Below are 14,720 nucleotides of genomic sequence, written 5' to 3'. Positions count from 1 at the left end.
TATGTTCTCTGCTGCAGGCAAACAGCTGTTCTATGGTGCTCTGTTGTTTTGTGTTTTTTTTCCTGTGCTGGCACAGAGCCAGCAGGCACAACAGACTAAGCTCCACGTGAGTGCCGCGTCCGATGCTTTTTTAGTGCAGAAAAAGCCAGTAGAGCAAGGGCTGAATGAGCTGGTGTTGCAGCAACTTCTGCTGCAAATTCAGAATAAAGCCAAGCCTGGTTATCAGCAGGTACATAGCCTACTGTTGTATAAATCCGGTGCTTTGGTAGTTGAGCACTATCAAAAGGGCAATAACGACTTTATCAACTTTGAACAAGGGATAAAGTTGGTCAAAGGTCAGCAGGATTTTGTCTGGTCTATTGATCAACCCCATTATGTTGCTTCAGTGACAAAAGCTGTGACAGCCACCTTAACGGGAATCGCCTTAAAGCAAACAGGTTTGACTGTCGACAGTACGTTGGCGCAGCTATTACCCAAGCATCCCATGATCAAAGCTGACCCGCTCAAAGCCGGTATTAGCCTGCATCAGTTATTGTCGATGCAGGCTGGTTTTGTCTGGGATGAATGGACAGGCGATGATTTGGTAAAACTGTGGCAGCAGCGAAATTTTGTCGATTACCTGCTGCAACAGTCGAATACCGGGCCAGGCAAAAGCTGGGCTTATAACAGTGCTTTACCCAATCTGGTGTTACACCTGATACAGCGTGAGCTAAAGCAGCCGTTGCAGCCTTGGGCTAAACGGCAACTGTTTGATAAATTAGGATTTAGCCAGTATCGCTGGGACATTCAGCCGGATGGCGTACCTGAAGGCTCGGCTCGTTTATGGCTTCGACCCCGCGATATGCTCAAGTTAGGAGTTTTGTATTTGCAGCAAGGCCAGTGGCAAGGAGAGCAATTGCTGCCCTCTGGCTGGGTGCAACACATGACCAGCCGCCAGGCAACTAGCCCTGCTGGCGATTACGGCTACTATTTCTGGCTACGACAGCAGGATGGAGTCGCTTATTACACAGCTGAAGGCGATGGTGGTCAGTACATTGCAGTATTTCCAACTCTGGATATGGTGCTGGTGCTGACACAAGGTAATTACCTGCAATGGCCTGTCTATAAAGCCCAGGCCGATCGTATTATTCAGCAGTTAATTTTAAGTACCCAAGCTCAGCCTGCGGGTAAAACCGGCGGCTGATAGCCAGGAACCAGTTTTGCCGCAGTGCTTTTCGTGCCGCAGCCTTTACCATCTGATGTGTCAGCTGAGCATTGGTAAACCCGAACATAATCGACCTGCATCTGTTGTGGCCAGATGGTCAGATCCACGCCTTTTTCGTTGACGTTTTCCGGCCAGTTGCCGCCTACAGCCAGATTCAGTAGTAAATGAAAAGGCTGATCAAAAGGTGCTGCACCAGCAGCTTGCTGCCAGACGCCGTCCTTAGATAAAGACTGACTATACCAGCCTTGTTGGGTTTGAGTGGCGTAGTGTACGTGATCGACATACCAGCGAATTTCTCCTTCTTCCCATTCCAGCGCGTAAACATGAAATTGTTCCGTGGGCTTAAAGTGGCTGGCTTTATAGCTGGAGCCTGAATAGAGATTGCCCGGAGGCCGCCTGCCATAATGCAAAGTGCCATGAACCCTTTGCTCGCTTTGACCCGGAGCCGTTGTATCATCAGTGACAGTACCAAGATTCACTGCTTCCATAATGTCAATTTCACCGGAAGAAGCCCAGCCACCATAACGCCACTCTGTAGGTAACATCCAAATGGCAGGCCAGCTACCTTGTCCTGATGGTAATTTCGCTTTGATTTCAAAGCGACCATAGGTCCAGTCCCCTTTCCCTTTGCTGCGAAGGCGTGCTGAAGTAAATTCACCTTGAGTGGTCACCTTTGGATCGTAGTGGGCTGTATCGTCCTGAGCTGCTGGGCCAGAGAAGTTTTCTTTAAGCGCGGTGATGCTGAGTACACCGTCTTTGACTGTGGCGTTTTCAACTCTGTTGGTATAACACTGGCGCTCGTTATTACCGCCCCCGGCGCAGTTCACTTCAAAGCTCCATTTAGTTAAATCGAGCTGATGGCCGGAGAACTCATCTTGCCAGACTAATTGCCATTGTGGCTTTTCAATTGTCGAAGTTACTTTCGCTGAGTCGCTGGTACCGCAGCCGCCCAACAGCAAAGCAGCGACTGGGCTTACAACATAATAAGAGAGCTTGTGGTGCATCCGTCCAACCTTGTCTATCTGAAAGTGCTTTCATCTATAGCAGAATCTGACGGGCTGACAAGTAGTCTCGCAGTTGTGTAATTGAATTGGAGCGGGTTAACTGATCACGGCAGAGCAGGCTTTATTACGGCCTTCTGCTTTCGCTTTGTACATCGCATGGTCTGCTAATGTCAGCAGATGCTCTGCCTTTGCACCAGTGTACACAGTGATGTAGCCCAGACTGGCGCTGAGCTCTATTGGCTGGTTTTGCCAAATCAACTGGCAGCCAGCAAGAGTCGCCCGGATTTTTTCGGCGATGAGAGGAAGCTCTGTTGCGGCAACGCCCGGGAATAATAATAAAAACTCTTCGCCACCATAACGACTGACTAAGTCCTGAGTGCGCACAACAGCAGACAAAGTTGTGGCACAGCGGCGCAGTGCTGCGTCTCCTGCATCATGACCTAAGCTGTCATTAATCAGTTTAAAGTGGTCTAAATCCAGCAAAATCAGGCTGTAACTTTGTTGCTGTTTTTGCCATTGCTCATGCATTTCCTGCAGCTTTTTTAATACCGCTCTTCTATTCCATAAACCTGTGAGTTGATCCCGCTCAGCAAACTGACGGATTTTGGCAACCAGGCGGGCTAAAGCGCCCCCGATCATCACAATATTAACAGTCAGCGTCAGAACGATACAGCACCATAAAAAGGGGATAGCTTCAGCTGTGACTGTGGTCACAAAGCGGTCGGCATCAGTTCCTGGCCAGAGCAAGATTAGGCTCCGGACGAAAAAGACAGCGGCCACAATAAAAAGCGGGGCTGACATCAGACAAGCGGCAGCAAAACCAAAATCTTTTTGTATGGCTTGAAAGTTGTTTTGGCTGGCGACGTATAAAAACACAGTGGCAGTGACTGAAAAAATGACGGCCAAAAAGACAGGATCCAGCTGTTGTAAATGAACTGCCAGCATCAACAGACTGGTGAGCAGAAGCAGCAGGCCATCGCGTTTTAGGCTTGAATGCAGTTTAAATAAGTGTTGAATACCCCAGCCCATCAGCATAAAGCTGGACAATATGGCGATATCAGCCAAAAAGCTGCTGAGTAAACTAGCGCTTGCTGTGCGTAAAGTCAGTAAGTAGATACCGAGGCTTAACGACATATTGGCGAAAAAAAAGCGAATACTGGCTTTAGGCGCTATACGCAATGGTCTTGCCATAAAACCCCAGGCGATCCCTGCGACCAAAGCTAACAACAAGATAAAAGAGATCAGAAGTTCTGATCCAGGATGACTATTCATAAATTTTTAGTTCTGTCCGGCGGGCAATAAAACCACTTTATTGAGCGCTTTAAGTCGTCTGCGAAAGGCAGTTTAAAAATTCAGCGTACTACATCCTGACAGCTGATCATTGATTTGTATACAGAAGTAAAACAAAGCTTCACAACTGGTCGGACATTATAAAGCTAAACAGGATATTCACGTAGCAAAAAATGCCACAATTTTAGCCAATATCCAGAAGCATTTGACCTGACTCAGTTTTTTTGTTGTACAAAATAACTGACCTGGGCCCTTGGGTTTAAATAGGCAAAGACTTCAGGCGGTAAGGCTTTGGGTTTGATCACTTTTTCAATCGAAAGTTTATTGGCTTCTAAAGTGACGATGGCTGCTTCAAGTCGCGGTACATCGGCATCATAAATCAGTACTTCCGGGTAGAGCATGGCTTCGGAATTGACCGCCATCACTATGCCCACTCTTTTATCCGATAGCATTACCACGGTACCTGGCGGATAAATTCCCATCATCTTAATCATGACTTTCATTTCCAGATCGCCAAGTTTGCCTTTCATCGTTTTAAACATCACTGATAAGGCATGATGAGGCGAGCGGGCCTGTGTCATATCTGTCGGATGGCACAGGTTATCAAATTCGTTCACTACAGCGACAATTCGTGCCAGCTTGTTAATAGCATCCGCTTTTAAACCAGCAGGATAACCAGTACCGTCCAGGTACTCGTGATGTTGCTCTACTATAGCTTTGGCTTCAGTGGGGAATTGTTGGGTCAAACCCAGCAGCTCCAATCCAAGTTTTGGATGAAGTTTGATAAAGTTTTGCTCGGGCGTTGTTAATGCCGTGGTTTTTCGAAGGATCTGGCTCGGGATTTTCAACTTACCTATATCGTGAAACATGGCACCTAAACCGACCCATTTCACTTCGTCTGCGCTGTATTTTAAGTTTTTTGCCAGCATCATTCCCAAAATGGATACGTTCAGTACGTGAAAGTACATCGACTCCTGCTCTTTGCCCGCCTGAGAAATTAGGTGCAACACCAGTGCATCTTCACTCAGAATGGTGTCGGCCAGATTGCTGATCAGTTGGGTTGCATCTTCAATGGCGTTAAGTGGACGGCCCTGAACTTTGGTCATCAGATTGCGGACTTGCGCCATAGACTGGGCAAAAGCTTTTTCGGTTTTTTGCAGCTCTCGTCTGTGCGCTTTGGCTTGCTCTATACGCTGCTCTTTATCCAGCTGCATTTGAGTACGCAGCTGCACATCTTCCAAATCTTGTGTAACAGAGCACTCAGTTGTGTCAGTTGAAGTATCAAGAATAACTGAGCTGCGCTCCGGATAAAAATAGACATAATCCAGTTCGAGTGACTGAATAATTCGGATCTGTTGCACTGATTCTACTACCAGTTTATTGGTCAGAAAGGGATGTTTCATCCAGCCTACAGGCAACTTAATGGCGTAGCCGAGCTTGATATCTTTTGGCGCTATTTTTACTGGCAATTGAACAACAACCTCTGCTGAATTTTACCCTATGGCAAAACGGAACGACTTATAAAGAATAACCAGTATAAATGCAATATTGAATTACAGTTTTTATCAATTTCATTTGTCGCTTATGCGCGTGCAAGAAATAAATTATAGGGAGCGGGCAGCTCCTTTGCTATGGCATCTGTATTGCTATTTAATCGGGCAATGCCTATGATTTTTTTTCATTATTATGAAAAACTAATGAAATCAGACAGCTGTTAGGCTTTAACACGATAAATCGGTTAACATATATCCTATTGTAGTAAGAATTCGTTTTTGACCTGAATTGCAGGTCGATGTTTAGGGGATCTGCATGGCAAATCAGTTAAAAAGCCGGCCTCAAAGTATTCATGGCTGGGTTGCGGAAGAATTGGGTACCCGTATTGTCAGTGGCATATATTCACCAGGTGAATATATTCCCAACGAAACCACTATAGGTGAAGAACTGGGGGTATCCCGCACTGCGCTGCGTGAAGCCTTTAAAATTCTTACCTCCAAAGGTTTACTCGAATCCAGGCCTAAACTGGGCACCCGAATTCGGCCCCGCAAGCATTGGAATATGTTCGACAGCGAAATTTTAAGCTGGTGCTTTGAATCCAAACCATCACCGCAGTTTTTTATCTCCTTGTTTGAAATTCGCGAAATTTTTGAACCAGCTGCTGCTGAACTGGCCGCGAAAAACCGCAGCGAAGAACAGTCCAGAGTATTAGGCGCTGCTTACGATGCGATGGAAAAAGCTGAAATTGGCACAGATGCGGTGTTTTCAAGCGATCTAGAATTTCATATGGCGGTATTAGATGCCACCAATAATGAATTTATGATTTCGTTGGGTATGACAATACAAACGGCGTTAATGGGTTTATTCCGTTTAAGCAGTGCTATTGCTGAAGAGTATGTCGATTCGTTGCCGGGCCACAAAGCTGTGTATCAGGCGATAGCGGCAGGTGATGCGGCTAAAGCTAAAATAGAGATGTTTCAGCTGTTGGCTAAATCGAAAGAAAACTTAGAATACGCGCTGAAAAATCTGGCCAAACAGCCGGAATAGGTAATGACAGGCAGGGTCTGAGACTCTGCCTGCCTAACGTTTTAAAGCATCTTCACTTTCAAAGGCTGTTTGGTATCCACAGCTAAGGTATTACGCAGCGCCAAACCAAATGCCGGTGCTTCAATTTCAAATACATCACCGGTCTGAGTTTCAATACCATCACCCACACTTAAGGTTGCAGTTCCAAAGTAATGCAGATGCGCATCACCTGGGCGGCAAAACAATGAGTATTTAAAGTGGTGATGCTCCAGATTACTGATGCTGTGCGACATATTGTCTTCGCCGCTGACAAAAGCTTTTTGCCACAGTAGTTTACCGTCGCGGTAAATACGTGAGGTGCCTTCAATATGAGTAGGTAAATCGCCAAGCAGCAATTCCGGACCTACTGCACAAGGCCGTAATTTGGAATGTGCCAGGTATAAATAATTCAGCCGTTCGGTTTTGTGATCGGAGAATTCATTGCCTAAAGCAAAACCAATACGCCAGGGCTGACCTTCAGCGTCATTGATATAAACCCCAACAATTTCAGGTTCTTCGCCACCATCTAAAGCAAAAGAAGGAGATAACAACTGTGCACCGGGGGATACCACTATGCTGCCATCTCCTTTATAAAACCATTCAGGCTGCACGCCGGTTTCACCTGCTGCAGGTTTGCCGCCATCCAGACCCAACTTAAACATTTTCATCGTATCAGTCAGTTCAGCTACGGCTTTGCCGCTGGTTTGGGCATGCATAGTGGCACGGGTATCAGCGCTACCTAAGTGGGTCAGGCCTGTGCCTGTCACCAGCAAATGCGCTTGATCCGGATGATCAAAAGGCGCCAATAAACGTCCTTCCGCCAGAATGGCCTGATAATCTAATCGCTGTTCACTGACCAGTTCTTTTACCAGTTGTTGCAATGGTTTATTTGCAGACAACGCCTGATTTGCCAACTGATAGACAGTCTGGACACCAGTTAAAAGCTGAACCTCTGTGCTGGATAACACCAGAGCCACAGCGCGTTGCTGCTCTGGTGTAACAAATTGAATTAAACGCATCGCACATCCTCGTTAATTTTTATTTGTACTACAATAAGATTAATATCTGTTTTCTACTTTCTGTTGTCAAGCAGAACCATAAAATCGCGGACGGGTTTACTCTTTGCTTAACCCTTCACTGGTCATAATGACCCTTTTCAAAGTGCCATCTTTGTTGTAGTACAACCGATCTATTGCCACAGAACGGCGGAATTCACCACCATCAGGCTGAGCCGCTCCTGTGTGGTAAATAAAATAATCTTTGCCTTTAAATTCAATAATGGCCTGATGGTTGGTAGGAGAGTTGCCCGCTACTTCGTTTAGGATGTCCTGATAGACCCAAGGGCCAGTGATTTTTTTACTGGTGGCATAAACAATTTTTTCCGGAAAACCCGAAGCATACGACAGGTAATACAAATCGGCTTTTTTATGCAGCCAAATGGCCTCGGTAAAATTGGGCAGATCCAAATTCTGAATAGGGCCATCCAGCTCTGTCATGTTGGCTTTGAGTTTGGCGTAACGGGGTTTGGTATTGCCCCAAAACAAATAGGCCTGACCGTCGTCATCGATAAAGACCGACGGGTCTATATCATCCCAATCGATTTTGATGTCGGTTGTCATATCGTTGGTAATAAGCGCAGTGCCGCGGGCATCTTTAAAAGGCCCAAGCGGCGTATCACCTACAGCAACACCAATAGCAAAACCATTGATACTGGCGTGACGCACTGTGACATACCAATAAAACTTGCCACCTTTTTCAATCACCTGAGAAGCCCAGGCATCGCCCTTGGCCCAGCTGAAATCTTTGGCCTTGAGTTTAGCGCCATGGGCCTGCCAGTTTTTCATGTCTTTGGATGAAAACACCAGCCAGTCATTCATGACAAAAAAAGTTTTATTGTCTTTGGCTTCATCATGGCCTGTGTACAAATAGACGGTATCACCGACCACTAAAGCTGCAGGATCTGCAGTGCGTACATCAGTAAAAATTGGATTAGCAGCCCACAGGCTGAAGCTCACCAGATTGTGTAATCCGGCCAACAGTAACATGGTAAAAATCTGAACGTTTTTCATAATACCCCTGTCGTGATTTAATAATAATTATCTTATAGTATTACTAATCTAACCAATTTGAGCCGGATGTGCAAAATTTGCACGTTTCAGGAGCAAGAAAAAAAGATCAATCAAATCAATGTGGAGCGAATAAATCTGCACTGCTTTGGTGAAAATTTTTTACGAACTGCTTGAACTTCGGCTTCAGCTTGATGTATTAGTAATACAATATTATTAAATTAGTTTGCTTCAGGATTCAACTATGGCCCAAGACGAAAAGAAAAAAGTGCAGCTTCGTTCTGCCAGCTGGTTTGGTACTAACGACAAAAACGGTTTTATGTATCGTAGCTGGATGAAGAATCAGGGTATTCCTGATCATCACTTTCAGGGCAAGCCAGTGATTGGGGTTTGTAATACCTGGTCTGAACTGACGCCTTGTAATGCACATTTTCGTCAAATCGCTGAACGGGTGAAAAATGGTATCCGTGAAGCTGGTGGTATTCCGGTTGAGTTTCCGGTGTTCTCCAACGGTGAATCGAATTTACGTCCAACCGCCATGTTAACGCGCAACTTAGCCGCTATGGACACTGAAGAAGCTATTCGTGGTAACCCTATAGATGGTGTGGTGCTGCTGGTCGGCTGTGATAAAACCACACCTGCTTTACTAATGGGCGCTGCCAGTTGTGACTTACCGACCATAGTAGTCACAGGTGGTCCTATGTTAAACGGTAAACACCATGGAAAAGATGTCGGCTCAGGCACCCTGGTCTGGCAGGCGCATGAAGAATACAAGGCTGGCCGTATTACGCTGGAGCAGTTTATGGATATGGAGGCCAGCATGTCGCGTTCTGCCGGTACCTGCAACACCATGGGCACTGCTTCTACTATGGCCTGTATGGCGGAATCTTTAGGCACCAGTTTGCCTCACAATGCAGCTATTCCTGCTGTGGATTCACGCCGTTATGTGCTGGCGCATTTATCCGGTATGCGTATTGTCGATATGGTGCATGAAGATTTAAAACTGTCGAAAATCCTGACTAAAGATGCCTTTATTAATGCCATTCGCACTAACGCTGCTATTGGTGGTTCCACCAATGCGGTGATCCACTTAAAAGCCATAGCCGGTCGTATTGGTGTGGATTTATCTTTGGATGACTGGTCGCATGGCAAAGGTGTTCCGACTCTGGTGAACCTGCAACCGTCCGGTAAGTACCTGATGGAAGAGTTTTATTACTCAGGTGGTTTACCTGCAGTGCTGCGCCGTTTAGGTGAAAGCGGCATGCTAAATAACGATGCGTTAACAGCCAATGGCAAAAGTATTTGGGAAAACGTCAAAGACTCTGCATGTTACAACGACGATGTGATCCGCACTATGGACAACCCATTGGTGGCCAGTGGTGGCATTTGTATTTTACGTGGCAACTTAGCACCTCGTGGTGCAGTGCTCAAGCCCTCAGCCGCCAGCCCGCATTTACTCAAACACCGTGGTAAAGCAGTGGTGTTTGAAAACTTTGATATGTACAAAGCCCGCATTAATGATCCGGAACTGGATATAGATGAAAACAGCGTGATGGTGCTGAAAAACTGTGGACCAAAAGGCTACCCTGGCATGGCCGAAGTCGGCAATATGGGTTTACCGCCTAAGGTGCTGCAAAAAGGCATTAAAGATATGGTGCGTATTTCAGATGCTCGTATGAGTGGCACAGCTTTTGGTACTGTGGTGTTGCATGTAACACCTGAGGCAATGGAATTAGGGCCTTTAGCAGCAGTGCAGGAAGGCGATTATATTCAGCTGGATGCACACAATGGTGTATTGCATCTGGAAGTGTCGGACGAAGAAATCGCCGCACGTTTAGAGAAATTAAAAGCCACGCAGGTGATTATGCGCACTGGTGGTTATATGGAAATTTATCGCGAACGGGTATTACAGGCCGATGAAGGCTGCGACTTCGACTTTTTAGTCGGTTGTCGTGGTGCTGACGTGCCGGCCCATTCGCACTAGTTTAGGCTTTACGCCGGATCGGCCCTGTGGGTGGTGCCAACTGGGCCGATTATTTTATTCGAGGACACCTTATGACGTTAAGCAATCAGTATCCAAGTCTGCGCCACAAAACCGTATTTATCAGTGGAGGTGGTTCAGGCATTGGTGCTTGTCTGGTGGAAGCTTTTATTGCTCAGGGCGCTAAAGTGGCTTTTGTCGATATTTTAGAGGCTGAATCTAAGGCCTTAGTGGCTGATTTAACTGCAAAATATCAGGACGCTCAGCTGAGGTTTTATGCCTGTGACTTGCTGAATATTGATGATTTAAAGCAGGTGATAGAGCAGGTCAAACAACAACTTGGCGCTATCAGTGTATTAATCAATAACGCTGCCAGCGATACCCGGCATAACTTCCTTGAAGTGACGCCAGAGTATTGGGATCAGCGGGTTAATATCAATTTACGCCATCAGTTTTTTGCCATTCAGGCGGTGTATCCGCAGATGAAACAACTGGGCGGCGGTTCCATTATCAATTTAGGTTCAATGAGCTGGTACGAAAGTCAGGGTGGTATGCCGGGCTACACCAGTTCTAAGGCTGCAGTGCTGGGTTTAACCCGTGGTTTAGCCCGTGATTTAGGGCCGGATAAAATCCGCGTCAATACCTTAACGCCGGGCTGGGTGATGACTGAACGTCAGTTGAAGTACTGGGTTAATGAAGAAACGGCACGGGATATTGAAAAAAATCAATGCGTCAAAGACAGCCTGATGCCGGAAGATGTGGCAGCTATGGCGCTGTTTTTGGCTTCCGACGACAGCAAATTGTGTACAGCACAAAACTTTATTGTGGACGGTGGCTGGATTTAACTGCATACGCAGTGACTCCAGCCGCTTTTTTTGAATCTGTTACCACGAACAAGGGTTTTATAATGATGATTACAGGCCAACAACTGATTAACGGGCAATGGGTGCAAGGCGAAGCGGGTCAGTACCAGGCGGTCAACCCAGCTGCTGCAGCTTTTATTGAACCTGTGATGAGTTATGCCAGCAAAGCTCAGGTGCATCAGGCGGTGGCTGCGGCTGCAGCAGCTGCAACGGGTTTTGCTGCTACAACACTTGAACAGCGTGCTGAGTTTTTAGAATTATGCGCTGATGAAATAATGGCCTTAGGTGATGAGTTGCCTGAACGTGTCGCATTAGAAACAGGTTATCCCAAAGCCCGCGGTGAAGGCGAGCGTGCCCGTACCGTCAATCAGCTGCGGTTATTTGCATCTTCTATCCGCTCTGGTGAATACCTGAATATCCGTATTGATACCGCTTTGCCTGATCGCCAGCCTTTGCCTCGTCCTGATATACGTTACACCAATCAGCCTATAGGTCCTGTAGTGGTGTTTGGTGCCAGTAACTTTCCATTAGCTTTTTCTGTGGCTGGTGGTGATACAGCTGCGGCTTTAGCAGCGGGTTGTCCTGTCATAGTCAAAGGTCATAACTCACACCCTGGAACCTGCGAGCTGGTCGCTCGTGCTTTACATAAAGCGGTGCAAAAAGCCGGATTACCTGCTGGTGTATTTTCTTTGATTATGGGCGCGGGTCGTGAAGTAGGCTCTGAACTGGTGGTAGCACCAGAAGTAAAAGCTGTAGGTTTTACCGGCTCTTTAGCAGGTGGCATGGCGCTGTTTCAACTGGCGAATAACAGGCCTGAACCTATTCCAGTGTTTGCCGAAATGGGCAGCGTTAACCCTGTGGTGTTATTACCAGAAGCGCTGGAGCAAAATGCTGAAACTATAGCAACTGGTTTTGTGGGTTCTTTAACTTTGGGTGTGGGTCAGTTCTGCGTCAATCCTGGTGTGGCAGTGGCTATTCAAAGCCCGGCTTTAGACAGATTCTGCGCTGCAGCTTCCGCTGCTTTAGCCAAAGTACCAGCTGGTGTCATGCTGAACGAAGGCATAGCTGCGGCTTATCAAAAAGGCACGGCGCATTTGTCTGCTCAGTCCGGTGTTGAATTGGTCGGCAGCGGTGAAGCTGTGGGCGACAAAGCAGGGTTCTGCACTCAGGCCAAACTCTTTAAAGTCACAGCCGAAGCCTTTTTAGCCAATCCACATTTGCAGGAAGAAGTCTTTGGCCATGTCTCTGTGCTGGTGAGCTGTGCCGATCAGGCGCAATTGCTGGCCGTAGTGCGCACTTTAAAAGGTCAGTTAACAGGCACTTTACAGGCCACAGCAGCTGAGCTTACTACTCAGGTTGAACTGATTAGTGTATTGAGACAAAAAGTAGGCCGTCTGGTGGTGAATAACTTCCCGACAGGTGTTGAAGTCTGTGATGCCATGATGCACGGCGGACCTTTCCCTGCCGCTACTGATGCACGTTTTACTTCGGTAGGAACAGCTTCTATTGCCCGTTTTGTCCGTCCTATTTGTTTCCAGAATTACCCGGCTGAGTTATTACCACCAGAGCTGCAAAACGCCAATCCATGGGGCTTGCCTCGACTGGTGAATGGGGTAAAAACCAGCGCAGAGGTTGACGCTTAACATGGGCTTTGTGGTCACTACCGACACTTTGCAGGTGGCTGCTTTAAAGCGGCCCTTGCAGCTGATTAAGCTGACGAATCCGGCCGGACTCAGTGTTACCTTAAGTAATTTAGGCGCTGGTTTATGGTCGGTGTTGATGCCAGATCCTGATTCAACTGAAAAAACAGAGCTTCTGCAAAATTACCAGGATCCAAGCCATTTTTCCCGCAACCCTTATTATTTCGCCGTAACTATAGGCCGCGTGGCGAACCGCATTGGTGCTGCCGCTTATATGCATAAAGGCCAAGTGCAGTCGTTGCTTGCCAATGAAGGGCCCAATCAATTGCATGGTGGGCCGGATGGTTTAGGCAGTCGCTTCTGGAGTTTTGATATAGACCAGCAAAAAGACAGAGTCAGTGTCACTTTTCGGATCACCAGCTTAGAGGGCGATCAAGGTTTTCCTGGGCAGTTGGATGTGCAGCTGCGTTACACCTTGCTGGCGCATCATGAATTGGTGCTGGAATACAGCGCTGTATCAGATAAAGACACGCCGGTCAGTCTGACCAATCATGCCTATTGGGCTATTGGCGGAATAGGTCAAGGCACTGTACTTCAGCAGCAATTGCAGCTCGATGCCGATTTTATTCTGCAACTGGATAAACAACTGGTGCCCACAGGCGAGTTAGTGCCGGCAACAGGTGCTTTTGATTTTAAAGCGGGTAAGCGGATAGGTCAGGATATTGGCCAGCTTGAAAACGGCTATGACCATTATTTTGTATTGAATAAAGAGCGCGATCAGAACACAGCAGCGGCTTTAGTGCGAGATCCTGTTTCAGGGCGTTTTTTGCAATTGTTTACTGACCAGCCTGGACTGCAGTTTTACAGCGGTAATTTTTTAGATGGCAGCATAGTGGGTAACCAAGGCTCGCCAATAGAGAAATACGACGCTTTATGCCTGGAGCCTCATGGGTATCCAAATGCGGTCAATAAACCAAATTTTCCAACGGCTTTGCTTAAAGCAGGGCAGTTGTACCGGCAGTGCAGCCGTTTTGTATTGGGGTATAGCTAAAGCAATCAAATATTAATCAAAGCAGGCCACCTTCTTTATATAAATATTACAAGGGTCTGTTCGACAAGGGGAGTTAGCGTATGAAAATTAAATCCATAGTTGCAGGTCTTGGCCTGTGTTTAGTTTGTCACAGCAGTTTTGCCACCACTGTAGGTTTTGCTCAGGTGGGTTCGGAAAGCGGTTGGCGTACCAGTTTTTCAGAGTCTGTAAAAGCTGAAGCGAAAAAACGCGGCATCGATCTGAAGTTTTCTGATGCGCAGCAAAAGCAGGAAAACCAAATCAAAGCGGTGCGCAGTTTTATCGCTCAGGGTGTGGACGCCATTATCATAGCCCCTGTAGTCGAAACCGGTTGGACTCCTGTGTTAAAAGAAGCCAAACGGGCCCGTATTCCTGTGGTGATAGTCGACCGTAACGTGCAAGTGCAGGACGAGTCGTTATTTGTGACCCGTATCGCCTCTGATTTTGTTGAAGAAGGCCGCAAAGCCGCGACCTGGTTAATGAGCCAACCCCAGGCTCAAAAGCAGTGCAATATCATCGAACTGCAAGGCACAGTGGGCGCTACAGCTGCTATAGACCGCGCTAAAGGTTTTAACGAAGTGTTGGCGAAACACCCACAAGCCAAAATTGTCCGCAGTCAGACCGCTGAATTTACCCGTGCCAAAGGCAAAGAAGTCATGGAATCTTTGTTAAAAGCCGAGCAGGGTGGCAAAGCCATTTGTGCATTGTGGGCTCATAACGATGAAATGGCCTTAGGCGCTATTCAGGCCATTAAAGAAGCTGGTTTAAAGCCAGGTAAAGAGTTGCTGGTAGTGTCTGTGGACGCTGTACCGGACTACTTTAAAGCCATGGCTGATGGTGATGCCAATGCCACAGTGGAGCTGAACCCGCATTTAGGTGGCCCGGCTTTTGATGTGATTGAAGCTTATCTGAAAGGTAAAAAAGACACAGAAAAGCTGATCCGTACCACAGGGGATTTATTCCTGCAGGATACGGCTGCTGCTGAATATGAAAAAAGACGCCTGAAGTAATTCATTTTGTAACACCAGCCTGAATGGCTGGTTT

At 46.9% G+C, this 14,720-nt stretch carries 12 protein-coding genes; 7 read left to right on the top strand and 5 right to left on the bottom strand.

Annotated elements, in window-relative coordinates; genetic code table 11:
* Position 1: 1 nt before the first annotated feature.
* On the top strand, positions 2 to 1,183 hold the full coding sequence (locus tag OM978_RS16500; RefSeq protein ID WP_264343362.1) for a serine hydrolase domain-containing protein: 1,182 nt from the start codon (positions 2 to 4) through the stop codon (positions 1,181 to 1,183).
* On the opposite strand, the gene OM978_RS16495 is transcribed toward OM978_RS16500, so the two are convergent.
* The 3 genes from OM978_RS16495 to OM978_RS16485 all read right to left on the bottom strand — a co-directional run bounded on the left by OM978_RS16495 (position 1,156) and on the right by OM978_RS16485 (position 4,967).
* Positions 1,156 to 2,208, bottom strand: a complete 1,053-nt coding sequence (locus tag OM978_RS16495) for a glycoside hydrolase family 16 protein (RefSeq protein WP_264343361.1) — start codon at positions 2,206 to 2,208, stop codon at positions 1,156 to 1,158. The genes OM978_RS16500 and OM978_RS16495 overlap by 28 nt on opposite strands.
* Before the next feature lie 96 nt (positions 2,209 to 2,304).
* On the bottom strand, positions 2,305 to 3,480 hold the full coding sequence (locus OM978_RS16490; protein ID WP_264343360.1) for a GGDEF domain-containing protein: 1,176 nt from the start codon (positions 3,478 to 3,480) through the stop codon (positions 2,305 to 2,307).
* 233 nt (positions 3,481 to 3,713) lie between these two features.
* Positions 3,714 to 4,967 (bottom strand): HD-GYP domain-containing protein, encoded by a 1,254-nt coding sequence (locus OM978_RS16485; RefSeq protein ID WP_264343358.1) that lies wholly within the window; start codon positions 4,965 to 4,967, stop codon positions 3,714 to 3,716.
* A 340-nt stretch (positions 4,968 to 5,307) separates the two neighbouring features.
* Between OM978_RS16485 and OM978_RS16480 the strand changes: the two genes are divergently transcribed.
* Positions 5,308 to 6,039 (top strand): FadR/GntR family transcriptional regulator, encoded by a 732-nt coding sequence (locus OM978_RS16480; protein WP_264343357.1) that lies wholly within the window; start codon positions 5,308 to 5,310, stop codon positions 6,037 to 6,039.
* 41 nt (positions 6,040 to 6,080) lie between these two features.
* On the opposite strand, the gene araD1 is transcribed toward OM978_RS16480, so the two are convergent.
* Together araD1 and OM978_RS16470 are read right to left on the bottom strand one after the other, a co-directional pair.
* Positions 6,081 to 7,076 carry an AraD1 family protein gene (gene araD1, locus OM978_RS16475; protein WP_264343356.1) on the bottom strand — a complete coding sequence of 332 codons (996 nt, stop codon included), beginning with the start codon at positions 7,074 to 7,076 and terminating at the stop codon, positions 6,081 to 6,083.
* A 96-nt stretch (positions 7,077 to 7,172) separates the two neighbouring features.
* Positions 7,173 to 8,126 (bottom strand): glycoside hydrolase family 43 protein, encoded by a 954-nt coding sequence (locus OM978_RS16470; RefSeq protein WP_264343355.1) that lies wholly within the window; start codon positions 8,124 to 8,126, stop codon positions 7,173 to 7,175.
* 241 nt (positions 8,127 to 8,367) lie between these two features.
* On the opposite strand from OM978_RS16470, the gene OM978_RS16465 reads away from it, so the two are divergent.
* The 5 genes from OM978_RS16465 to OM978_RS16445 all read left to right on the top strand — a co-directional run bounded on the left by OM978_RS16465 (position 8,368) and on the right by OM978_RS16445 (position 14,686).
* Complete coding sequence (locus OM978_RS16465) at positions 8,368 to 10,107, top strand: IlvD/Edd family dehydratase (protein WP_264343353.1); 1,740 nt, start codon at positions 8,368 to 8,370, stop codon at positions 10,105 to 10,107.
* A gap of 71 nt (positions 10,108 to 10,178) precedes the next feature.
* The gene (locus tag OM978_RS16460; protein WP_264343352.1) at positions 10,179 to 10,949 is read left to right on the top strand and encodes an SDR family NAD(P)-dependent oxidoreductase; all 771 of its coding nucleotides are present in this window, start codon (positions 10,179 to 10,181) and stop codon (positions 10,947 to 10,949) included.
* Positions 10,950 to 11,011: 62 nt separating this feature from the next.
* Positions 11,012 to 12,610 (top strand): aldehyde dehydrogenase (NADP(+)), encoded by a 1,599-nt coding sequence (locus OM978_RS16455; RefSeq protein ID WP_264343351.1) that lies wholly within the window; start codon positions 11,012 to 11,014, stop codon positions 12,608 to 12,610.
* A gap of 1 nt (position 12,611) precedes the next feature.
* Entirely contained in the window at positions 12,612 to 13,658 is a 1,047-nt protein-coding gene (locus tag OM978_RS16450; RefSeq protein WP_264343349.1) for an aldose epimerase family protein, read from the top strand.
* An 80-nt stretch (positions 13,659 to 13,738) separates the two neighbouring features.
* Positions 13,739 to 14,686: an ABC transporter substrate-binding protein gene (locus OM978_RS16445; RefSeq protein WP_319633881.1), complete on the top strand. Its 948-nt coding sequence runs from the start codon at positions 13,739 to 13,741 to the stop codon at positions 14,684 to 14,686.
* The last annotated feature ends 34 nt before the right edge of the window (positions 14,687 to 14,720 follow it).

This window comes from Rheinheimera sp. MM224, assembly GCF_947090785.1.
In the GTDB taxonomy this organism is placed as follows: domain Bacteria; phylum Pseudomonadota; class Gammaproteobacteria; order Enterobacterales; family Alteromonadaceae; genus Pararheinheimera.
Note: the sequence above shows the minus strand (reverse complement) of the source record. Positions and strands in the feature narration are given on the sequence as shown.